Source organism: Nostoc spongiaeforme FACHB-130 (assembly GCF_014698475.1).
Classification (GTDB): domain Bacteria; phylum Cyanobacteriota; class Cyanobacteriia; order Cyanobacteriales; family Nostocaceae; genus Nostoc_B; species Nostoc_B spongiaeforme.
On sequence record NZ_JACJTB010000011.1, the window covers coordinates 75,578 to 98,132 of the forward strand.

A 22,555-nucleotide genomic window follows, 5' to 3' on the forward strand; every position below is an offset into this window, starting at 1 on the left:
TATTTTCCGTTAAGGTAAATATTGATTTTCAATTAGTCCGCGAAGGCGGACTTCGTTTTTATAGCCGCGAATTCCATTCGTCGGTGCTAGGTGCTGCTCAGAGGAAGGCATACTTAAACTATTTTACTAATTAACTTCTTCTTGTCTGTTGCCAGAAAACTAGGAAAATCCCGACTAGTACAAAACCGGGAATTGCGATCGCCCAAGGTGGTACAGTTTTTGTAGATTCCTGAGCTACAGCATCGCTGTTGGCATTATTAATATTGACTTTTTGAACATTTTGTGTGTTACTTTGAGTACCAGCCGCGACGGTGACTTCAAACTTGAGGGTAAAGGGTTTGAAATTAGTGCCTTTTGCGGGTTTACCACTGAGTTGTAATTGATAAAGTCCGGGTTTGGGAAAGGTGATTTCGGCTCCGGGAATACCTTGGAAGCGTTCGGCGGATACGGGTTTGAGGGATGGTTCGAGTAGTGCAGGTTCGCTGGGGGTGTGGGGTTCGGCGTAAACTGCCAACTGACAAGTACACTGAGCAAGGGGGATGGTTTGTCCACCTTTACGTGTGAGGGCAAACCAAGTTTGGGTAGGCTCGCCAGCGCGGGGATTATCATTGGGTTCGAGATGGAGAGTTGCACCGACATCGGTGGCTACTTGGATTTTATGGGCGAAGACTGGGTGAATGTTAGTAATTGCGATCGCTAAACAAAACAGCAATAATGCGGATTGTAATTTTTTCATGCTTGGAAAATAATTCATGCTCACCAAATAAGGCAAAAGTTAAAAGTTAAAAGGCAAAATAAAGAAAAATAAAAATGCTCGTAAGCCTCTAAATTTATGGAGATTATCTTTTTATTTTTTACTTTTTACTTCTTAACCTGCTCACCTGCTTTTACCCAACGCAACAGCAATACTCCAAGGGTAGCTGTAACTAGTAGCACTGTTGCCAACTTATTACCCCCATTTGATTTTAGAGAACCCAGGTAATGGGAACCGATCACCACTGCATGAAAGGTACTCAAGATTAAAGCCGGCACAGTTAAAAGATGAATTTGTCGCCAAAGTTTACCCCAAGATTTCTGCAACGATTCCCAACTAGTTAAAGCAGCAGGAGTCATTAAGATCAATGCTACAGCACCCGCAGCCATCCCCCAGCGAAATTCTCTAGGAAAAAACCAAAAAGCGGCAAAATTCCATTGCAGAGAATGTTCAATCATGTGGGTGGTGTGGACTAGAGACAGCACAAAAGCACCCACACCCAAAGCCCGCCGATAGCGCATAGGCGCAGCCCATAAATGACTAATTGGGCGGGCAATTAAAGCTAACATCAAGCAAAATAAGGCGGCGTGTCCGGTGTAGTCTACCATTGTGTCACCAGTCCGCAATAAGGTAATTGCGCCAATGGCCAGTGTTACCCAACCGCCTAAGCGAAATAATTGACTGCGCTGATCTTTACTAATTAACGAAGTAGAAACACCAACCCCCAACATCGTGGGTAAAGTTCCTAAACCAAAGGCTAACATTGTGGCTGCACCCATCCAGAGGTTGCTGGTTTCTGCGGCTTTGATTTGGGCTGCATACAAGAAACCACAAGGCATTAAACCCCAAGTCATTCCCAAAAATATGGGTGTCCACCATTTGGTTTGATAGGAAAGTTTAACCATGCCTGCACTCAGGCGATCGTGTAAATTACTTTTTAATAAAGGATGTAATACCGGAATATGAGGCAACCAATTGGGTTTAATTTGTCCTAAGCCAAACCAAATCAGCATAATTCCGGTAATCATCGCCATCCAACGGCGAAATTCACTACCAATTCCCGCTAGTTGTCCACTTTCAAACAATACCGAACCGACAGCCCCAATTCCCGCACCTACCAGGGCGTAGCTGAACATTCTGCCGAGGTTTAGTAAAAAGTGAAATATTAATTGCTGTTGCCAAGTAGATGAATGTTCTGATGTTGATTTCTGCCCATTTTGCTTACCAGACAACGAAAACGCCACCGTCAAAGGGCCACACATCCCGAAGCAATGCCCAAAACTGCCGAGAAATCCCAGGATGGCGATGAGCGATAAATCTAACATATCCAGCCTTCAGCACTGCCCAAACAAGGAACAATATGTCAAATTTTTGCCTCTGTCAACAGACAAGTCGTCAAACTTGAGTTTGCGCTACTCTAGGTCTGGAAAGCAAGGTTCAATGTATGCAAACACGGATTTGGCTGGTGCTGTTGGCGCTGGCGGTAGTTGTCATAGTTGGTAGTAGAAGTATTGCGTTCAATAGTTTTTTTCCCCAAGCTGCTGCACCAGAAATTGTTAAGCAATTACCAGCAAAACAAGCTCAACCCAAGCCGCCAATACAAGACAATACACCACAAGTTTCGCTTGAGAATTTGCTTGCCCACATTGAAAAGTTAAATTTTCAACGCTATACAACAGCAGAGCGATCGCGTACTCGTACATATATCACAAGTGAATTAAAAAAATCCGGCTGGAAACCACAGCTAGAGAAATTTACTGATGGTGTGAATATCTTTGCAGAACGTTTAGGAACTGACAAAACCGCAGGTACAATTCTCGTCGGCGCACATTATGATACAGTCGCTGCTTCTCCTGGTGCTGATGATAACGGTACTGGGGTGGCGGTAGTCTTAGAAATTGCCAGATTACTTGGTTCCCAACAAACACCACGCACTTTACAATTAATTTTTTTTGATAAAGAAGAAGCCGGACTGTTGGGTAGTAAAGCTTTTGCAGCTCAAGCCAAACGGTTAAAAAATTTCAGTGGTGTGATTGTTATGGATATGGTTGGTTATGCTTGCTACACTCCCGGCTGTCAACAATATCCACCAGGTTTACCTGTAACGCCACCCAGTGATAAAGGAGACTTTTTAGCAGTGGTGGGTGATACGGAACATTTACCTTTACTAAGTGCTTTTCAAAACCCACAACTAGCTAATTTACCAGCAGTTCTCACAGTACCTATTCCATTGAAAGGATTACTCACACCTGATACTCTGCGGAGTGACCATGCACCGTTTTGGTATCAAGGAGTAGGGGCAGTTTTAGTGACAGATACAGCTAATCTGCGTAGTCCCCATTATCATCAACCTAGTGACCAGCCTAGTACAATTGAGCGATCGTTTTTTGCAGGTGCGGCGCAAATTGTTGTGAATACTACCTCTGCTTTGTTAGCCAAACATGAAAGTTTAGCCACTCCAATTGCTCCTTAAGACTAACAGGAATTGATATAGGAATCCGATTTGTTTTCTGAATCTAGTTGTATAGGCTGGGAGTAGGGAATGGGGAGTAGGGAGTAGGAAAAAAGCCTGACCTGGGTGTACTGGTTTTTTTCATAAATCAAATATGAGTCCTATATGACGCAGTGAAACCCAACATTTTCAGGATTTTGTTGGGTTACGCTCCGCTTCACCCAAAAGTTGCTACGATTTTTTTGTAACTAAAACCCTCTCTTATCCTGCTTCCTGCCTTTCTACTTAACTTGTGGGTAGATTAATACCCAGTTTTGTTGATCATTAAGTTGCAAATATAAACCTTGAACAATCAGCCGCAACGCAAGGCGCGTCCTCAGATAATACCTAATTAAATGAGTTCCTGGTTGAGCAAAGACATCATCATAGTTTTGGCTATAACCAAATGGTTTAGAACAATAATTACCAACACCTTGGACTGATAACACAAAAAATGGTGCTTGTTTGTATTCATCGGGAACCATGAAAATACCATATACATGATGTTCGCCGCGCCAGGGTTGCACAACAACTTGGGAGGCTGTTATCTGAAGTTTTTGTTTGTTTGATTTTAAAAAAGCTTCTGAATTACATTGCGAGTTATGTACAGGCCAAAACAAAGTCACAATCAAGATTGAAACTAGCAAAATTAATATATAGATAATTGGGCGACGCATACAGGATGAAATCTAAAGTTTTTAGCTGCCATTCGGGCTGCTGACTCAAGGCTCAAGTAAAGTATGTTTGCGGGATAAATTCTGCTCTCTATTAACATCCGCAACAAAAAGAGATGAGCTTTTTCCGTAGATACTTTGCATATTCGTGGAGTATACACATATCTTGCACTACATGATGTCTATGTGTATCCGGTATTTTCTTGACCTTATTTTAAGAGTCGTCAAATGCCAAAATATCCGTTATATTCCCGTCAGGATTCATTGACGATAATTTTTATGGGAATAAGTAAGAAAGCTTTAAATTTATTAGTAAGTTGCTTTTGTGCCTTAACTTACACAAGTTTTATAAGTATAAATACTGCGGTACAAGCGGCTGATACTGTTGTGTTGCGTTATGGTTTATTGGCGGAGTCTGTTTCTTTGGCTGAGTTGCAAAAAGCAGCAGAATTGGGAGATTTCCCGAATGGTTTTGAATTGTATGGTCGAAAATTATCTTCCCAAGAGCGGCGCTTTTTGTTAGAGACGCTGAAAATGCCGCTACCGTTGAATGTTGTGACTGTGAATCGGTTACTCAATACTCAGATTGGGGCAACAATTCTTAATGATTTCTCGACTGCGGTTGTGCGTAAGGATAAAGCTGGTGTGCAAGCTCTGAGAGCCGGAGCGGTTATCGGTGCAACTGCGCCTCAAGGTTTGTCGTTACTGAGTTTTATTGCTGCTTATCCGAGTCAAAATCTGGAAATTAATTTACCCGCAATTTTCAAATTGTCTGGTAATTTTAATACCGCATTTTGGCGGACTCAACAATTTATGTTAGCGATCGCACCCCAACTTAATCAAAAATCGCTACAAGTTTCTTTACCATTTGACCCCAGTCAACCTGGAACGGCGGAAGTCCAAGTCTTGAAAGTCAATTGGCTTGACAAACAACGTCAGCGTAATATTCCTGTAGATATTTATTGGTCAAATGCTGCAACTGCAAATAAACCAGTCATAGTTTATTCTCACGGTTTGGGTTCTGTGCGGACTGACTTACGTTATCTTGCCGAACATTTAGCATCCCACGGTTATGTATTTGTGGCTGTCGAACATCCTGGTAGTAATCAAACAAATGTTGATGCTGGTTTACAAGGTAAAGGTAAACTCCTCAAACCGCAAGAATTTTTAGAACGTCCCAAAGATATTAGTTTTGTTTTGGATGAACTCGCTAAAGTTAACCAAACTCCTAACGACCCGTTAGCAGGTAAACTCGCAACTAACAATGCGATGGTGATTGGTTATTCTTTTGGTGGCGGTACAGCTTTGGCGTTAGCTGGTGGTGAGTTACAACTAGATAAGCTCAAACAACGTTGCAAACAAAATTTGGCTGTGTTGAGTTTGGGTGAAGCTGCACAGTGTGTTGCTCAAGAACTACCAAACAACAGCTATCAACTGCGGGATACTCGAATTAAGCAAGCGATCGCTCTTAATCCTACCAGTTCTCTAATGTTTGGCGACTCTGGTTTAACTAAGATACAAGTCCCGACGCTGATATTAGCCAGTTCCGCCGATAAAAGTACTCCGGCTTTGACTGAACAAGTTGTCGGGTTTCACAAAATTTCTGCACCTAAATGGCTGGTTGGGATCTTGGGCGGTACACACCTCAGCGTTAAAGACCCCAGCACTACTTTAGATCAAGCTGGTCAACCCAACACACCTTTTACTGGCGGCGAAGTTGTCGGAGAACAAGCCGCCGATGTTCGTAAATTTGTGAAGGTGATAGTCCTGGCTATGGCTGCACAACTCACCCCAGAAGCTGAACAATATAGCGTGTTTTTGACACCAAATTATGCGATTTCCGCTTCTACGCCAGCATTTCCCTTTCTCTTGGTCACAGAAATTCCTCCTGATGCGCTCAAAGTAGTGGAGGAATATATATATAAATAACTCTCCACTTTCTCACTAGTACACTGCGGCGTAAATCAGCAGACCATTAAAAATAGGTAAAAAGCTGACTTAATAAGTATTATTTCTTTTTACTTTTGCTTTGTTGTACTAGCGATCGCTTCTGTTTATTAAAACATAATTTTTTCTTATCACTGATATTAGCCGTTATTTGTCAATTTATGTTGACTTATCGTAACAATTTAGTTACACTTATTAACATAAGTTTAGAAATTGGTAATCAAATACAATCAAATCCGCTAACAAATAAAAATATTGTCAGAATTTGATATCTTTTGCAGTTAGCTATGAACAACGGACTTCGGTATCGGTATCTCCCATCGACATTTGGACTTCTCCTAATCACCTCGGTTTGAACAACACCGAGGTTTTTTCTTTTTAAAGAAGGGACTAGAGGCTAGAGATTAGGGGCTAGAAAAGAGCATTTTATACCATATTTGATTTTGTATTTTGGTTTAGAAAGAGTTTATTGGTAGGCTTTTAAGCGATTCATCTGTCACACTCATCTTGGAATGCAGTATTATTTATTACATTTTAATTTTAATCCAGCTATTGAGGTAAATAACTGTTTCTTTAACCCCTAGACTCTAGCCCCTAACCTCTAGTTGCCTTTCCAGACGGCGAAATAAAAATAACCAAAGTGGTAAGGAACTGTTAATGGCGATGAGTCGAACTAAATGGCCTGTGGTGACAATTTCCACATTATGATCTAACGCAAGGGAAACTAAGATCATTTCAGCAGCACCACCGGGGGCTGTCACCAAAAGACAAGTTAACCAATCCCAAGAAGTAAAGTGCATAGCCAGCATAGCAGCGATCGCACCAGCAATAAGCGTCAACGCTACAGAAATCAACGCACAACCGATGATTCGTTTACCAAAGGTGGGTTTTTCTCCCCAATATTCACCGATGGTAATTCCTAATAACATTTGACCAACTATATTAACCAAAGGCTGTGGACTCAAGTTAGCTCCACTCACAAAAGGTAAGCAATTCAAAAAATAATTAAAAAATATACCCAGTAGTAACGCTCCAAAAAAATCTCCAGCCGGAATTTTCCAAACAATAGCGCCGTAAACTATCACTCCAGTAATCAGCAATGCTACCAGCAACAGTCCGATTTGTGTAGGTTCCAGACTGAGTAAAGCTTGTTTGACAGGAAGTGTTGCAGAATTCCAGTAATTACCAACTGTGGTTCTGGCAATAAAAGGAATTACCAACACTACACAAGTCACCCGAATTGCTTGCACTAAAGCAACCAAAGTCACGTTTTTATTGTAATCAGCCGCAATTGATGACATTACACCCACGCCACCGGGAACTGTCGCCAACATTGCTGTTAATAAGTTGGTTTTGCTGAGTCGGGAATAAATATAGCCAATACAGCTACCACATACTAATAAAAAAAAGGTCAGAGCAACAAATATCGGAATCCCAGCAGCTAAATTGATCAGGTCACTATTACCATTAGATAAACCCACAGTCAGTCCTACAAGTCCCATCCCAACTTTTCTCGCAGTTCTGTTAGGTTTGGGTATGTATTGGTAGAAAATTCGACATCCTTGGAGGATGATTGTACCAGCAGCGATACCACCAAATATCCAAGCAATACCGCCAACATGAAGCTTTACCAAGCCGATACTCAGTGGTAATGCTAGTAGTATTTCTAAAGCCAGAACCATAATTTGAGGGACAATTAGCTGTGGTTGAGTACCAGAGACATTTTGATGAAAAATTTCCTCCTGAGTGGGAGTAACACTAAGACTTTGATTCATTGATACAAGTTTTTTAAAATTAAATTTGACTAGGTTCTGGAATTAATGCGATCGCCAATTACTGTTTTTAAGTTCTATGTACAATGGCAATGGTATAACAATAATCTTAATAAAATTTAAACATAGCTTTCATCCTCATCACCACAGCAATATTTGGTATTTAAAGTGATGTACAACTGGGAGCATCCCACTTTTTTTAATACGTCATTGCGTAGGCGTTAGCCTTCCCGTAGGGTACGCAACGAAGTGGAGTGAAGCAATCGCAAAATCCCTCACTAACAACGAGTCCATGCGATTGCTACCCTGCGGGAAGTCTTACGCCTACGTCGTGCCTCTGGAGCGAGACGCTACGCGTAGCTTGCTTCTCCGAAGGAGTACGCAATGACAGAATTATTATTTTGCTGAGTAATAAAAACTGGGATGCACCCTGTACAACTTAATTTTTGAAACCCCTCTCCAAACCTCTCATGCCAGTCGCCTCAAGTCGGGAAACCAGCCCACGGCGCTGGCTCCCCGACGCGGAGAGAGGCTTTGAGTCTTGCTCCCCTTCCCTCGTAGGGAAGGGGTTGGGGGTTAGGTTTAAGAGACAGTTACACACGGCGTTATTTAGGACAATAAATGGTAGAAAACATCTGTTTTCTACCATGTCTGATAGTTGTGAGTAATTGCCTTTCTCTACTAGTCTTCATCTAAGGGTGGAAAAGCTTCTTCAAATTTCCACAATTCATCTTTATTTTCCAGAAACCAATTACGTGTAGCAGGCGTTAATTGACTCCAAATAATTGCACTAGGAATATTAGGACAATCATATTGATATTGCTGACCAAGTAATTTGAGATTTAACTCTACCTCATCAGGAATACCAAATTCTTGCCAGTCTACTACCACATGACTTCCGACAATTCCCGCTGTTGGATCAAAAATTAACTGTGCAGCCCTGACTAAATCAGCAAAGTGTCGTGGTTTAAGGTTAGATATCTGCTGAATATGCAGTAACTCTTCATCTTCTTGAGACATTTTCCCTGGAGTGATCAAAATTGACTACTTGTAGAACTTACTGCCAGAGATTTTGATTCCAATAGTTCTAGTTTAACGCTTACAGCACAATTCAGGCGTTTAGAGCAACTTGACGATATCTGTGGGGATAAGATGGGAAGCGCGATCGCTTCTGCTTGTAGTAATTTATATCAGAACTTAACTCAGAAAATGTATGGAAAAAATTCATATTGATGTCCAGCAGGGCAATATTGCAGGAGTCGCAGATGAAATAGCCAATGGTGTTGATATTGAATACTTAGACGAGTATTCCCAGCAAACACCATTAATGTGTGCAGTTAGTAGCCCCAATGCAGGCGTTGAGATGATTCGCTTCCTCTTAGAACATGGCGCGAATGTCAATGGTATTGAACCAGAATCTCAAAATACCGTACTTGGGTTGGCTGTACAGTCAGGAAATCTCGATAAAATCCAATTTATTCTCGATGCTGGAGCTGATATTAACTATCAAACTTCAGATGGCTATTATGTCTTAATTCATGCTATGTATGGTCGAGATATTTTGCAAGATGAAAACTTAATACCAACTTTGAATTTACTCATCTCTAAAGGTGCTGCTGTCAATGGAATGAGTAGCTATGGTGAATCTGCAATTAAAGTAGCTGCTCAGGTTGGGAGATTTGATGCTGTCCAATTATTATTGAACGCAGGTGCTAACCCAGAGCAACTGGAATGGACAGAATTAATGCACGCTATAGTTTTTGGCAGCTTAGAGCAAGTAAAGTTATTGCTAGAACAAGGCGCAGATCAAAATGTGCGTGATTGTTGGGATAGAACTCCTTGGTTATTGAGTATTCAGGTGGGTGAATTACCTAAAGCCAAGTTACTCCTAGCGGCGGGAGCAAATCACAATGATGTGGGAAACTGCGGAAAAACGCCGTTAATGTATGCAATAGAAAACAATAGGGTCGAAGTCTTAGAGTGGCTAATTGCAGAGGGATTTGATATTGAAGCCACCGATGAATTTAGTAACACTGCGTTAATCGTCGCAGCAGAGCATGGTGCTACTGATTGCGTCAAAATTTTATTAGAAGCTGGTGCAAACCCCAGCAGAATCAATGATTGCAATGACAAAGCCATTAAGGTAGCGAAAAAGAAGGAAATTGTCAGAATGTTAGTTGCGGCTGGTGAAGATTTGAGCGATATTAATGATGATATGCGGCGATCGCTCACCGGAATTGACAACAACAAATTTTCATTATCACAAGTAACACCAGAGCAATATTTTGCTGGCAAACATCCGCGCTTTGGCAAAACGAATCCAGAGTTGATGATAATTCCCTTTTGGGAAGCGGTGATTTGTGAAGGTTGTTCTGCTTATACAGCTAAAAACTTTTTTAAAGATACAGAAAATTGGCAAGATAAAGCATGGTGCTATGACCGATTTGGCAGAAGCATTACACAATTACCAGATGGCAGAATTGTCGAAATTGCTGGTGAACATGAAGACTCCTATGACCCTGATTTTTGTATATATAACGATGTGGTAGTTTATCAAGGTGATGGTAATTTTCAGATTTTTGGCTATCCCCAAGATGTGTTTCCACCAACTGACTTTCATTCAGCCACATTAGTTGGAGAATACATATATATCATTGGCAACTTAGGATATCTCGGTACAAGAATTTATCATGAAACTCCAGTTTATAGATTACATATCCACACCTTTGCAATAGAAAAAGTAGAAACCATTGGAGAGAAACCAGGATGGATCAGTGAACACAAAGCTTACTCCCAAGAACCAGATAAAATACATATTACTGGCGGTAAATTATGTGTCATTAATAATGAAAACATAGAAGATTATATAGATAACTCTGTTGATTACATCCTAGATTTAATTGACTTTAATTGGAGCCGCGCGACTGTTTAAGCATTAAATTTCTAGAAATCCGATTTGATTTCTGAAAAAATTTTAGTATGTGTAGGGTGTGTTGGGCGTAAGCCATAACGCATCTAAAACTTTGCGGTAGATGCGTTACGCCGTCGCTAACACATCCTACTTACTACTAGCAATCTCTTGTAATACTTTAGTTAATAAAATTTAGTTTTATAAAAAACCCAACTCAAGATATAAATTTCCAGTAATAATTTCCTCAGTGTTGATAAGCGCAACATACTTACATAAGAACACAGTCTTGAATCAAGAAGCTTGGTGGAGGTAGTCACTATGATGGGAGCTTTGTGGTTCTTCGTTTTCTGCTTCATTTGGCTGATGGGCTTTTCTTTGCTGGCAGAAATTTGGTTTTATGAGGAAGAGCAGGAGTTTTAGTTGTCTACTAAATATGACAAGATGCCCGACTTCTTTGAGAAGTCGGGCATCTTAGCATTAATACACTAGCTTAACAGTTTTCCTCCTGCCTTCTGCCTCCTGCCTCCTGCCTCCTGCCTTCTAAATTACAAGTCACACTGATGAGTTTGGCAATATTTAGCACTATCAATCTCGTTTTGTAATTGATTTAATTTAATAATTTGAAAAGCTGAACCACCTTGCACCTCAGCCAGAATATAAGCATATTTTTGACCTCTATAATAATGGTCTCGACCAACTTTAGTAACTCGGCGAGACTGGCTGAAATCGTTAGCAATATTCGCGCTATAAATGCTTTGAATTAATTTCACCGCCTTGGCATTTTTGCGGGTGAATTTGATACTGGAGTCGCCGCTAATGGTGATTCCTTCTTTAGTGACTACGCCATTCTCCGCCGGAACATCAACATAGAAATATAAATTACCTTTATTACCTGAATAACCATGTGCTTCGCTGCTATAAGTCAGTCTTGGTAATTGGGTTTTAGTTTTTGCCCATTTAATCACGGTGTTAATGTTTTGCCCTGGAAGTGCATTAGCGGGTGTCGTCACCAATACAACCGCTAAAGATAGTAAGGCTGCTAAGGCAATGAAGTTAAATTTGTTACTATTTTTCATAGTTTTTCCCTGTAGTAATGCTGATTTATACAGCATAGCCGATGATCATTTCGGGTTCATCTTGCAGGAAGAAACTGAGAGAGTGTTAATTTTTGTGGACAAAAGCCAAAATGAAGCGATCGCTGTTCTCAACTAAAAAACTAGCCATGCTCAGAATTTTGGACTAGCAACCGAAACGCAAACATTTGTATATTTTTGCCGGAGCTAGATAAAAGTTGGGTTGCGCCTCAAGTAAAATATTTTTGTAAAGTTTTTAACTTTCAGATACAAAACTTAGATTTTGTCTAATGTCAAAAGAAGTATTTATTCTTAGGTTTGCTTAAACAAGACTACAGAATCTACATACTTCTTAATAAATTACCAGGAAAAACGCAAAACGTTCTAATCTAAAAGCTGACTGGGTTAATTTTACTGGCAGTTTTGAAGGCGGTACTCTGAAGGCATAAACACATCAATGTGTCAAGCCTCAAAGCGACCCAGACTTAACACATAAACGATTATGATGGGAGTTTTACAAATCCGATGAGTGTTAAGGCGAGTGGTGGAAGCTCAGTTGCGCGTCCGCAACTATATCAAACCCTAGCTGTAGCAACCATTTCTCAAGCGGAACAGCAAGACCGCTTTTTAGGAACTGGTGAATTAAATGAACTGGCAAGCTATTTTGCATCTGGTGCAAAACGTTTAGAAATTGCCCAGATTCTCACAGAAAATTCCGAGATTATCGTATCTCGTGCTGCTAACCGGATATTTGTCGGTGGTTCACCAATGGCTTTTTTAGAAAAGCCCCAAGAACCAGAATTAGCAATGGCTGGCGCTGCTGTTGGCGCTGGTGGTGATGTCAGGGAAGGCATGAAACTGGGAACAGTCACCTACGTTGAAAGTCGTGGTGGGTTCTTAGAAAACTTGCGTTCTATCTTCAATACTTCTCCTGGTGGCCCAACACCTCCAGGGTTCAGACCAATTAACGTTTCACGCTACGGCCCAAGCAACATGGCCAAGAGCTTACGGGACTTGTCCTGGTTCTTGCGCTATGCTACTTATGCGATCGTAGCTGGCGACCCCAACATTATTGCTGTAAACACTAGGGGTCTGCGGGAAATCATTGAAAATGCTTGTTCTGGTGAAGCAACAATCGTGGCTTTGCAGGAAATTAAGTCAGCATCCCTGTCTTACTTCCGCAAAGATGCTGAGGCTACAGAAATTGTGACTCAGTACATGGATGTGCTGCTGACAGAATTTAAAGCACCCACACCTTCGACCAAATTACGCCAACGTCCCTCTGGCGACCAACAAGGTTTACAACTGCCGCAAATTTATTTTAATGCCGCAGAACGCCGTCCCAAGTTTGTGATGAAACCTGGGTTGTCAGCCAGCGAAAAAACTGAGGTAGTCAAAGCAGCATATCGGCAAATCTTTGAGCGCGACATTACCCGTGCTTACAGCTTGTCGATTTCTGATTTGGAATCCAAAGTGAAAAATGGCGACATCTCCATGAAAGAGTTTGTCCGCCGTTTGGCAAAATCTCCCCTTTACCAAAAACAGTTTTATCAGCCTTTTATTAATAGCCGCGTTATCGAACTTGCTTTCCGTCACATTTTGGGACGGGGGCCAAGTAGCCGGGAAGAAGTACAAAAATACTTCTCCATCATTTCTAATGGTGGTCTGGCTAAATTAGTGGATGCGCTGGTAGATTCTGACGAATACGCTGATTACTTTGGTGAAGAGACAGTACCTTACATTCGCGGTTTGGGTCAAGAAGCCCAAGAATGTCGGAACTGGGGGCCACAACAAGACCTGTTTAACTACAGTGCGCCTTTCCGCAAAGTACCGCAGTTCATCACCACATTCGCAGCTTACGAACAACCATTACCAGATCAACACCCCTATGGCTCTGGTAACGACCCCTTAGAAATTCAATTTGGGGCGATTTTCCCGAAAGAAACTCGCAACCCCAGCACCCGTCCAGCGCCATTTGGTAAAGATACAAGACGGATATTGATTCACCAAGGGCCTGGAATTAATAACCAACTGAGTAATCCCAAAGCACGGGGTGTAGCTCCTGGAACTCTGGGGCCAAAAGTATTCAAGTTGGATCAACTTCCTGGCACTATCGGTAAGAAAGCTGCTAAGGGTGCAAGTGTCAAGTTCTCTGAAAGCTCTACCCAGGCAGTAATTAGAGCAATTTACTTGCAAGTTATCGGTCGTGATGTTTACGAAGGTCAACGACTGAAAGTCCAAGAAATTAAGCTGGAAAACGGCGATATTTCTGTACGGGAATTTGTTAGAGCTTTAGCTAAGTCTGACTTGTTCCGTGGTTTATACTGGACACCGTTGTATGTTTGTAAAGCGATCGAATACATCCACCGTCGCTTGTTAGGTCGTCCGACCTACGGTCGCCAAGAAAATAACAAATACTTCGACATTGCCTCTAAGAAAGGTTTCTATGGCGTTGTTGATGCTATTCTTGATACCCCAGAATACAGCGAAGCCTTTGGTGAGGATACAGTTCCTTACGAACGCTATCTGACTCCTGGTGGTGTATCGCTGCGACAACTGCGTGTTGGTACCATCCGCGAGGATGTAGTCGCTACCAAAGTTGACAAGCAAGAAACACCCCGCTTTGTGGAACTGGGCGCTGTGAGCCAAAATCGCACAGAACCAGATATTCAGTTCCGCATTAATCAAGGTGTTAGCAAGCAACGTGAACAAACAAAAGTCTTCAAGCTGGTAGCAAATACAGTTGATAAAGTTGCAGTGCAAACTGTAATTAGTGCTGCTTACCGCCAGATTTTTGAGCGTGATGTTGCGCCTTACATTATTAAAAACGAATTCACTGTACTGGAAAGTAAGCTAAGTAACGGTGAAATCTCGGTGAAAGAATTTATTGAAGGTTTGGGTTATTCTAACCTCTACCTGAAGGAATTCTACACACCTTATCCCAACACCAAGGTAATTGAGTTGGGAACCAAGCACTTCTTAGGACGCGCACCCATTGATCAAGCAGAAATCCGCAAGTATAACCAGATTTTGGCTACCCAAGGTCTGAAGGCGTTTATTGCTGCTTTGTTGAACAGTGCAGAGTATCGCCAAGTATTTGGAGAAGATACAGTTCCTTACCGTCGCTTCCCGACTTTACCTGCGGCTAACTTCCCCAACACAGAGAAGCTTTACAACCAACTCACCAAGCAAAACGATGATGTGGTTGTGCCTAGCTTTAAGCCAGTCAAAGCGCGGATGGATTCTGCCAATACACCAATTTTGGCAAAAGCGATCGCAGATTTAGCTTATCAAGCACGGCAAATCGACAAGACCAAGCCGTTGTTTATCGAGTTGGGTCGTTCATACAACGATGGTCGCGGTCAGTCTGTCGAAGTGGGTGTGGGTACTAGCCGCCGTAAACCTGCACGGATTTTCCGCTTAACAGATGGTAGTAGCCAAACCGAAAGACAGTTAGTAATTAACGCTGCTTACTGTCAGGTATTGGATGTATTTAGCGGTCAGGTTCCTGATTATTACCGTCGTAGCGAACTCGACAGCAGACTGCGGAATGGAGAAATCTCAGTGCGTGAGTTTGTCCGCGAACTCGCAAGCTCGGAAATCTATCGCAAACGCTTCTATACTCCATATCCCAACACCAAAGTAATTGAATACTTATTCCGTCACTTGTTGGGTCGTGCGCCAGCTACTCAAGGCGAAATCCGTCAGTACAACAAACTATTGGCTGATAGCGGTTTGAGAGCGGCTGTAGAAGCAATTGTTGATAGCCCAGAATACGCTCGCTACTTTGGTGAAGATGTGGTTCCATATCCACGCTTCCCATCTTTACCTGCTGGTAACTACCTCGGTAGTGTACAAGCAGCAGCTGACCTAGTGAAACAATCTTGGTCTAGTTTGTCTCCTGCTGTATTAACAGGTCGTCCTAGCGATCGCTAATACTTAGTTAATATTCCAGTGTAAATAGTCAAGAGGTTTATACTCTTGGCTATTTACTCATGGCTATTGACTATTGACACTTTACCTTTAGTAACACTCCTCTCAGATTGCGGGTTTAGGTGTCAATCTGAAAAGGAATATTACAAAGTATTAAGAGCAGTCATAAATGCTCAACAGAATGCCGGAGAATATTTTGCGGAAGGTAGCTGAGTTTTACAGCTTGTGTAGTTGAAATTAACACCAGCAAACTCGTAAAGTATTAGCTACAGCAGCGACTCAACTGTTGTATCTAAAAACAACGAGAGAACGTAGCTACATTCGACCGAAATTAAAATCGCACCAGTTTCATACCCTGGTTTCATTAGTACTGGAGGAATCCATTAATGAGTATCGTCACGAAGTCCATCGTGAATGCTGATGCAGAAGCTCGCTACCTCAGCCCTGGCGAATTAGATCGGATCAAGAGCTTTGTTTCTGGTGGCGAACGTCGCCTCCGCATCGCTCAAGTTTTGACCGATAACCGTGAGCGCATTGTTAAGCAAGCTGGCGACCAATTGTTCCAAAAGCGCCCCGATGTTGTATCTCCTGGTGGTAACGCTTACGGTCAAGAAATGACAGCTACCTGCTTACGCGACCTAGACTACTACCTCCGTCTCATCACCTACGGAGTAGTTTCTGGCGATGTTACACCTATTGAAGAAATCGGTGTAGTTGGCGTTCGTGAAATGTACAAATCCCTCGGCACTCCTATCGATGCAGTTGCTGGTGGTGTTGCTGCTATGAAGAACGTTGCTGCTTCCTTGCTGTCTGCTGAAGATGCTGCTGAAGCTAGCGCCTACTTCGACTACCTAGTTGGTGCAATGCAGTAGGCTGAGGTTTTCTCCCTGCTGACACAAACTGTTGCAATACGGTTGGAAATAAGGAAATAACAACAATGCAAGACGCAATTACCTCTGTTATTAACTCTTCAGACGTTCAAGGTAAATACCTCGACACTGCTGCTTTAGAAAAACTAAAAGGCTACTTCGCAACTGGTGAACTGCGCGTTCGTGCAGCTACCACCATCAGCGCCAACGCAGCTGCGATCGTTAAAGAAGCTGTTGCTAAATCTCTGTTGTACTCTGATATCACCCGTCCCGGTGGTAACATGTACACCACCCGTCGTTACGCTGCTTGTATTCGTGACTTGGATTACTACCTCCGCTACGCTACCTACGCTATGTTAGCTGGCGATCCTTCCATCCTGGATGAGCGCGTATTAAACGGCTTGAAAGAAACCTACAACTCCTTGGGTGTACCCGTAGGCGCTACTGTACAAGCTATCCAAGCAATCAAAGAAGTAACCGCTAGCTTAGTCGGCCCCGACGCTGGTAAAGAAATGGGCGTTTACTTAGACTACATCTCATCTGGCTTGAGCTAAGAGCTAGTTGGCATCTAAGTCATTAGGTGCAGCTTTATTTAAGGTCTGGAAATCAACTGTGAGTGCTAGAACGTCTTGTCGCTTATTGCAATTGCATAGATTATGATGAGTGTTAGTGGTCTAGTATTTATGTTTGATTTCCAGCCTTGGAGAGATTAATTAAAGATTTGTCTAAAAAATATACTCCCGCTTCATTTTGAGATAAAAAAAGTTTTCACACTCACCACAGGAGATTGATCACATGGCGCGGTTGTTTAAAATTACTGCTTGCGTTCCAAGCCAAACCCGTATTCGTACTCAACGCGAACTACAAAATACCTATTTCACCAAATTGGTTCCCTACGAAAATTGGTTCCGCGAACAGCAACGGATTCAAAAAATGGGTGGCAAAATCGTTAAAGTGGAACTGGCAACTGGCAAGCAAGGTACCAACGCTGGGCTGTCCTAATTCATCTATACAAATAGAACTTTATTGTAGGGAGTTCCCAAGAGGTCAAGAAAGACCTCTTTTTTTATAGCAGCCAAAATGGTAGCGACTGTCTTAAAAGTCAAGCGATCGCATTGCTATCAAACTTATTCACTGTAAATTATTTCATGGAATACCGCAGAGCAAAAGTAGAAGGAGGTACTTTTTTCTTCACTGTGGTTACTCACAAGCGCCGGGAATTTCTCTGCGAACCAGAGAATATTATTTTATTGCGACAAGCATTCAAAAAAGTGATTGCACAACATCCATTGATTGTAGATGCGATCGCTATTTTACCAAACCATATCCATTGTCTTTGGAGTTTACCACCAGGAGATAGTGATTTTTCCAATCGTTGGCGATTAATTAAAAACTATTTTAGTCATCGTTGCGATGTTAAATATCATGGAAAAATATCAGCATCGCGTCAAAATAAAGGCGAATTAGCAGTTTGGCAACGCCGATTTTGGGAACATCAAATTAAAGATGAAGCTGATTTTATTCGCCATTGTGATTACATCCATTACAACCCCGTTAAACATGGCTATGTCAAAGCACCTAAAGATTGGCAATATTCCAGTTTTATGTTGTATGTACAGCGAGGAATATATCATATTGATTGGGGTGCAGAAGAAGATATAGAATTTCCCCAAGATATAGGAAATGAATAATATTCGTAGGTTGGGTGAAGGCGCACAAGAGATATTGAAAAGAACACTGTAAATCTATATTGCGCCGTAACCCAACACCAAATTATAATATTTTGAGAAAATATTGTGACAGGTAAAATAATTGCAGCGTGAATTTTACCGTTTGAATTAAAATATTTTGGTAGTTGAAAGTTTTGCGGTTTTCTTCGTGGCATTTGTTGGGTTCCACTTCGTTCCACCCAACCTACAAGATCAGGCGATCGTACTTGATCTCTGGTTTACCCTATTCGACCCCACCTTCAACCTAACCTTCCAAATCACTGACCTCCCCACAGGACAACTAGCCGAAGCCCAAATCACAAAGTATGACTCCTTTGGTCGCCCTAACGGTGGAACTATCCTCATCGACAACGACGCTAACGGCGTAGGCTGGTTCATCGACCCTACCCCCTTAGAAAACAGTGAATTCACCACCACCCTAACCGATACAGCCTACCGCGCTACAACAGGAGAGGCATTCGGCAAATACGACCTCCTAACCACCATCCTCCACGAAATGGGACACCTAGCAGGTATCATCGTAGGCAACCCAGGCTTCGACCGCTACATCCAAACCATCAACGGCACAAAAACATTCATAGGCGAAAACTTCACTGCCACCCTTACCCCAGATGGTAGCCACCTTGACTCCAAAGTACACCCCTACGACCTGATGAACAACACCCTCGCCCCTGGTGTACGTAAGCTACCATCATGGCTCAACCTGCAAATGCTCAACGCCATCCGTAATACTACGGTAGCATCAAACAGTACAACACAACTAACAGCACCCCTAACCGCAATACTCCTAGCCGACATCACCAACGGCAACTTCAACGAAACCGACACAACCAAACCCGAATACGGCTGGTCAACACGCGGAGCAGCCACCATACTTAATCAAGAAGCAGTCCTCACCGAAGACTCCCCCTTACTCAGCAACTTCACCCAAACCTTCATCATCCCCGAACACGCCAAATACCTCCAATTCACCCTGAAAAACACCACCTTGGGAGCAAACACCCCCACATCCCCAGGCGACGCATTCGAGGTAGCATTACTCAACGCCAACACCAAACAATCCCTAGTCAACACCAGTAAATAATGGTAGGTTGGGTGAAGTGAAGCGAAACCCAACAAAATTAAGATATCTGGTGTTGGGTTACGGCGCGAATCTGGATTTACCGTTTTGCTGTCAATATCTTTTGTGCGCCTCCACCCAACCTACGGAGGAATAGCCTCTAGCTTACAACCAATTGCCAATTAACACATAAGCAGACCAAAAACTAGGAGCTTTGTAATTAGGATGTTGTAAGATTTTGAGTTGAGCAAGACGGAGAGCTTGAGCTTTGCTGATGTTTCCTTTTTTAAGTTCTTGATAAAATTCACCAACAAACAAAGCTGTGGATTCATCATCAATTTGCCACAGAGAAGCTAGAGTGCTACGCGCACCGGCTCTGATGGCTGTACCAGCGAGTCCTAAAGCGGCGCGTTTGTCTCCGGTTGCAGTTTGACAGGCGCTTAACACTAATAGTTCGACTGCTTGTGTTTGAGTTTCATCTCGATTGCGGAGTAAGCTGTCAAACTGCTTGACATGGATTGGCCCATCGGCAGCTAAGATAAAGGTTTTATCAGCACTAGAACTAAACTGTCCGTGGGTGGCTAAGTGTACGATATTGAAAGGAACTGAATTGACTGCTTTTTCTAGTGCTTTGCTGGTAAATTCCTGATCTATCAGATTGGTTGTGGCAATTCCCGCACTAGCAATCGAATTAACTTCCATGTGAATTGCTGGTAGTGGTGCCAAGTTGGGAAAGTCTGGTGGAGGTTGCGTTAACCCAGCGGCTAAAGCTTTTAGTTGTTGTTGTACTATGGGCTGAGGATTTTGCAGTTGTAAACCAACACTTAAAGCGATCGCATATTTCTCAATTAAGAATTTTTCCCCATCGTAAAGTGATGCCATTGGGATGTTACGCAAGACACCATCCAGCACAAATACGAGCGTATCAACTTTCTTGGCCGATAATTCCGATTCAACTGGTTTAACTAGCCAGTTATATATCATTTGCGATTGGGTTTTAACAGCATTAGTCGCTGTTGGATTCACCAATGCTTTTCGCAGGTTGGTAACAATTGTTTCTACGTCTGCTTGCAGAATATTTTTACTGTAAAGTTTTAGGGTTTGGTTGGGTAGTTTGACAATTACCTGGAGTTGTTGCGGGAGGATAATCGGATAAAAAATCGCAGTCGTGGGATTTTCGATATCTACAACTTGATCCAGAACAATATCTTTACCTTCTAAACAAGCTTCTTGGAAGAAGTTATCTATTTCTGCCAATTGCAGAGCTTCTATGCGCTGACGTGCCTGATCTAAGATTTTCTCATTTTGTTGCCCTGCTTGAAATTGCAAGAGTAACTCGACTGATTGGCGATAAAGCGGTTCAACGCTCTCTCGAAAATTAAATTGTATGTCTTGATTGATGGTTGCTAAATCACTTCGTATAGATTTGATAGTATCAACTGCGGCATCATAAGCAGCGATCGCACCTGTAAAATTTTTTTGTTGCCAAAGTAATCTGCCTAACTGCCACTGCAAGCGATAGGCAATATCTGGGATAATGCTCCTCTGGGCTAAAATTAACCCTTGCTGAGTTAGACTTTGTGCCTCTGACCATTGCTGAGTTTGTTCGTACAAATTACCTAAACTCAAAAGTGCATTGGCTTCGGCACGGCGATCGCCTAAACTCTGAGATTGTTTGACAGTATTAGCTAAAATCTGAGCAATTTTTGGCATATCTGGCAGTTGAGAGTCCAGATTAGATTGTTTTTGGCGATTCGCAGTTCCTAGTTTAATTAAGCTTTGGGCGTAATTAATCTGAGAGTAAATAGCCTTGCGACTAGGGGGGAGTTGATTAAGTTGAGATTGAATCTCAGGTAATATTGCTACTGCCTCGGTTAATTTTTGGTCTTCAATTAAAAAACTCAGGTAATTCAGTTGTGCAGAAACTTTGGTTAAAGGTGAAGTAGAAAGTTTGATAGCTTGTTGATAGTAGGCGATCGCATCTGGGTTTTTTTCTTGTTTGCGTGCGTTATTGCCCAAACTCAACAAACTAGCTGCCATATCATCATTAGATTTTAAGCGTTGAGCGGCCGCTAAACTTTGTTCTAAAACTTCTTGGGATTTTTCCAGACTTCCCGATATTAACAAGGCATTACCCAGCGATCGCAATCCCACAGCTTTTTCCAGGGAATCTGGTTGTGATTGCAACTGTTGATTGACTGTCTCTATCATTTTAATGGCACGACGGTAAAAGCCTTGTGTGCGCCAAGCTTGTGCTTGATTAATTTGCGATCGCACCACACCACTATAATTGTGTGTTTGCTGATAAATTTGCTCAGTTTGCTGCCAACTGATTAAAGCTGCTTCTGGCTTTCCCTTCAACAGTTGCAGACGACCTTGAATTTCTAGTGATTGGGCGAATACTGGCGAATTTTGACTATTTTCCAGCAATTGTAAACTTTCAGTAATTGCTTGCTGTGCCTCTGTAAGTTCGCCTAATTGTTGGTAAGCCAGAGATAAATTACTGAGGGTAATAGCTAGTTTAAGTTTATCTCCTGTCTGTTTATATGCTTGTACTGCTTTTGTTAATACTTCTACCGCTTCTGCAAAACGTCCGGTATCATAGAGATTTTTACCTTGTTCTAAATCAGTTATGGTTGCATTCGTCAATGAAGATGCTGTGTAAATATGATCAGGTAAAGTTGCCAACACAGGCGAACTCAGCACCAACAGTAGACTGATGACAAAATACAACAATAAACTTAAAAGTTTACTGATTTTGCGAATATTGAGCCAAAAATCCCTAATTTTGGTTTTGATGGGCATGGCAACGAGGAGATGATTAAATAAAAAAGTATAGAGGATGGGGGTTGAAAGTTAAAGACTAAAAACAATTTATTTCATACTTCATACTTCATACTTCAGCTTTCAAAGATGATTACACCAATGCGTATATTTGTTTTAATTTTTAATGCTCACACAGACAACGAAGGGATTCACACAGTGCGAGTTGGCGATCGCAATAAAATTCTCATGTTTGAGTCAGAAGACGATGCTCTGCGCTTTGCCCTGATGTTAGAAGCTCAGGATTTCCCAACACCAACAATCGAAGCGATTGATTCAGAAGAAATTAAGGAATTTTGCGAAAGTGCTGGTTATGACTGGGAAATCGTTCCCGAAAATAGTGATTTAATCATTCCTCCAGAACTCAACGTCGAGGAAACCGACTGGGAAGCAGAAGCCGCCACCAATGATAGTGATTATACAGAACAAGTTCCACCCGCCGCAGAAACAGAACTTTCTGAGTCGGAACTCGACAGTATCCGCCGCAAACTAGAAGGATTATTGTAGTTAGTTATTGC

Annotated in this window: 17 protein-coding genes; 10 read left to right on the forward strand and 7 right to left on the reverse strand. The window is 42.1% G+C overall.

Annotated elements, in window-relative coordinates; genetic code table 11:
• Positions 1 to 130: 130 nt before the first annotated feature.
• The gene (locus H6G74_RS11250; protein WP_190967756.1) at positions 131 to 736 is read right to left on the reverse strand and encodes a hypothetical protein; all 606 of its coding nucleotides are present in this window, start codon (positions 734 to 736) and stop codon (positions 131 to 133) included.
• A gap of 125 nt (positions 737 to 861) precedes the next feature.
• Positions 862 to 2,079, reverse strand: coding sequence for an urease accessory protein UreH domain-containing protein (locus H6G74_RS11255; protein ID WP_190967757.1), 1,218 nt, complete (start codon positions 2,077 to 2,079; stop codon positions 862 to 864).
• 119 nt (positions 2,080 to 2,198) lie between these two features.
• On the opposite strand from H6G74_RS11255, the gene H6G74_RS11260 reads away from it, so the two are divergent.
• Complete coding sequence (locus H6G74_RS11260) at positions 2,199 to 3,227, forward strand: M20/M25/M40 family metallo-hydrolase (RefSeq protein ID WP_190967758.1); 1,029 nt, start codon at positions 2,199 to 2,201, stop codon at positions 3,225 to 3,227.
• A gap of 260 nt (positions 3,228 to 3,487) precedes the next feature.
• On the opposite strand, the gene H6G74_RS11265 is transcribed toward H6G74_RS11260, so the two are convergent.
• Complete coding sequence (locus H6G74_RS11265; protein WP_190967759.1) at positions 3,488 to 3,922, reverse strand: hypothetical protein; 435 nt, start codon at positions 3,920 to 3,922, stop codon at positions 3,488 to 3,490.
• 276 nt (positions 3,923 to 4,198) lie between these two features.
• Between H6G74_RS11265 and H6G74_RS11270 the strand changes: the two genes are divergently transcribed.
• Positions 4,199 to 5,848 carry an alpha/beta hydrolase gene (locus tag H6G74_RS11270; protein ID WP_190967760.1) on the forward strand — a complete coding sequence of 550 codons (1,650 nt, stop codon included), beginning with the start codon at positions 4,199 to 4,201 and terminating at the stop codon, positions 5,846 to 5,848.
• A gap of 605 nt (positions 5,849 to 6,453) precedes the next feature.
• Here H6G74_RS11270 and H6G74_RS11275 read toward each other — a convergent pair.
• Both H6G74_RS11275 and H6G74_RS11280 read right to left on the reverse strand, forming a co-directional pair.
• Positions 6,454 to 7,641 carry an AbrB family transcriptional regulator gene (locus tag H6G74_RS11275; RefSeq protein ID WP_190967761.1) on the reverse strand — a complete coding sequence of 396 codons (1,188 nt, stop codon included), beginning with the start codon at positions 7,639 to 7,641 and terminating at the stop codon, positions 6,454 to 6,456.
• A 678-nt stretch (positions 7,642 to 8,319) separates the two neighbouring features.
• On the reverse strand, positions 8,320 to 8,658 hold the full coding sequence (locus H6G74_RS11280; RefSeq protein ID WP_190967762.1) for a hypothetical protein: 339 nt from the start codon (positions 8,656 to 8,658) through the stop codon (positions 8,320 to 8,322).
• Positions 8,659 to 8,851: 193 nt separating this feature from the next.
• On the opposite strand from H6G74_RS11280, the gene H6G74_RS11285 reads away from it, so the two are divergent.
• Positions 8,852 to 10,570, forward strand: a complete 1,719-nt coding sequence (locus H6G74_RS11285) for an ankyrin repeat domain-containing protein (protein ID WP_190967763.1) — start codon at positions 8,852 to 8,854, stop codon at positions 10,568 to 10,570.
• A gap of 524 nt (positions 10,571 to 11,094) precedes the next feature.
• Here the strand turns inward: H6G74_RS11285 and H6G74_RS11290 are convergent.
• Complete coding sequence (locus H6G74_RS11290) at positions 11,095 to 11,625, reverse strand: hypothetical protein (RefSeq protein WP_190967764.1); 531 nt, start codon at positions 11,623 to 11,625, stop codon at positions 11,095 to 11,097.
• 522 nt (positions 11,626 to 12,147) lie between these two features.
• On the opposite strand from H6G74_RS11290, the gene H6G74_RS11295 reads away from it, so the two are divergent.
• The 6 genes from H6G74_RS11295 to H6G74_RS11320 all read left to right on the forward strand — a co-directional run bounded on the left by H6G74_RS11295 (position 12,148) and on the right by H6G74_RS11320 (position 19,238).
• Positions 12,148 to 15,558, forward strand: a complete 3,411-nt coding sequence (locus tag H6G74_RS11295) for a phycobilisome rod-core linker polypeptide (RefSeq protein ID WP_190967765.1) — start codon at positions 12,148 to 12,150, stop codon at positions 15,556 to 15,558.
• 383 nt (positions 15,559 to 15,941) lie between these two features.
• Positions 15,942 to 16,427 (forward strand): allophycocyanin subunit alpha, encoded by a 486-nt coding sequence (gene apcA / locus H6G74_RS11300; protein ID WP_062295328.1) that lies wholly within the window; start codon positions 15,942 to 15,944, stop codon positions 16,425 to 16,427.
• A 65-nt stretch (positions 16,428 to 16,492) separates the two neighbouring features.
• Positions 16,493 to 16,978, forward strand: a complete 486-nt coding sequence (gene apcB / locus H6G74_RS11305; protein WP_062295329.1) for an allophycocyanin subunit beta — start codon at positions 16,493 to 16,495, stop codon at positions 16,976 to 16,978.
• 241 nt (positions 16,979 to 17,219) lie between these two features.
• Complete coding sequence (locus H6G74_RS11310; protein WP_015114200.1) at positions 17,220 to 17,426, forward strand: phycobilisome linker polypeptide; 207 nt, start codon at positions 17,220 to 17,222, stop codon at positions 17,424 to 17,426.
• Between the two features lie 146 nt (positions 17,427 to 17,572).
• On the forward strand, positions 17,573 to 18,115 hold the full coding sequence (locus H6G74_RS11315) for an REP-associated tyrosine transposase (protein WP_190967766.1): 543 nt from the start codon (positions 17,573 to 17,575) through the stop codon (positions 18,113 to 18,115).
• Positions 18,116 to 18,302: 187 nt separating this feature from the next.
• Positions 18,303 to 19,238 carry a hypothetical protein gene (locus tag H6G74_RS11320; protein ID WP_190967767.1) on the forward strand — a complete coding sequence of 312 codons (936 nt, stop codon included), beginning with the start codon at positions 18,303 to 18,305 and terminating at the stop codon, positions 19,236 to 19,238.
• Positions 19,239 to 19,379: 141 nt separating this feature from the next.
• On the opposite strand, the gene H6G74_RS11325 is transcribed toward H6G74_RS11320, so the two are convergent.
• Positions 19,380 to 22,019: a CHAT domain-containing protein gene (locus H6G74_RS11325; protein ID WP_190967768.1), complete on the reverse strand. Its 2,640-nt coding sequence runs from the start codon at positions 22,017 to 22,019 to the stop codon at positions 19,380 to 19,382.
• Between the two features lie 108 nt (positions 22,020 to 22,127).
• On the opposite strand from H6G74_RS11325, the gene H6G74_RS11330 reads away from it, so the two are divergent.
• Positions 22,128 to 22,544 carry a DUF3110 domain-containing protein gene (locus H6G74_RS11330; RefSeq protein WP_190967769.1) on the forward strand — a complete coding sequence of 139 codons (417 nt, stop codon included), beginning with the start codon at positions 22,128 to 22,130 and terminating at the stop codon, positions 22,542 to 22,544.
• The last annotated feature ends 11 nt before the right edge of the window (positions 22,545 to 22,555 follow it).

Bases quoted from the DNA above. Each gene is read 5' to 3' on its own strand.
- apcA (WP_062295328.1), top strand. From the start codon at position 15,942: ATGAGTATCGTCACGAAGTCCATCGTGAATGCTGATGCAGAAGCTCGC.
- H6G74_RS11260 (WP_190967758.1), top strand. From the start codon at position 2,199: ATGCAAACACGGATTTGGCTGGTGCTGTTGGCGCTGGCGGTAGTTGTC.
- H6G74_RS11280 (WP_190967762.1), bottom strand. From the start codon at position 8,658: ATGTCTCAAGAAGATGAAGAGTTACTGCATATTCAGCAGATATCTAAC.
- H6G74_RS11290 (WP_190967764.1), bottom strand. From the start codon at position 11,625: ATGAAAAATAGTAACAAATTTAACTTCATTGCCTTAGCAGCCTTACTA.
- H6G74_RS11265 (WP_190967759.1), bottom strand. From the start codon at position 3,922: ATGCGTCGCCCAATTATCTATATATTAATTTTGCTAGTTTCAATCTTG.
- H6G74_RS11275 (WP_190967761.1), bottom strand. From the start codon at position 7,641: ATGAATCAAAGTCTTAGTGTTACTCCCACTCAGGAGGAAATTTTTCAT.
- H6G74_RS11250 (WP_190967756.1), bottom strand. From the start codon at position 736: ATGAAAAAATTACAATCCGCATTATTGCTGTTTTGTTTAGCGATCGCA.
- H6G74_RS11330 (WP_190967769.1), top strand. From the start codon at position 22,128: ATGATTACACCAATGCGTATATTTGTTTTAATTTTTAATGCTCACACA.
- H6G74_RS11255 (WP_190967757.1), bottom strand. From the start codon at position 2,079: ATGTTAGATTTATCGCTCATCGCCATCCTGGGATTTCTCGGCAGTTTT.
- H6G74_RS11270 (WP_190967760.1), top strand. From the start codon at position 4,199: ATGGGAATAAGTAAGAAAGCTTTAAATTTATTAGTAAGTTGCTTTTGT.
- H6G74_RS11325 (WP_190967768.1), bottom strand. From the start codon at position 22,019: ATGCCCATCAAAACCAAAATTAGGGATTTTTGGCTCAATATTCGCAAA.
- H6G74_RS11315 (WP_190967766.1), top strand. From the start codon at position 17,573: ATGGAATACCGCAGAGCAAAAGTAGAAGGAGGTACTTTTTTCTTCACT.
- H6G74_RS11310 (WP_015114200.1), top strand. From the start codon at position 17,220: ATGGCGCGGTTGTTTAAAATTACTGCTTGCGTTCCAAGCCAAACCCGT.
- H6G74_RS11295 (WP_190967765.1), top strand. From the start codon at position 12,148: ATGAGTGTTAAGGCGAGTGGTGGAAGCTCAGTTGCGCGTCCGCAACTA.
- apcB (WP_062295329.1), top strand. From the start codon at position 16,493: ATGCAAGACGCAATTACCTCTGTTATTAACTCTTCAGACGTTCAAGGT.
- H6G74_RS11285 (WP_190967763.1), top strand. From the start codon at position 8,852: ATGGAAAAAATTCATATTGATGTCCAGCAGGGCAATATTGCAGGAGTC.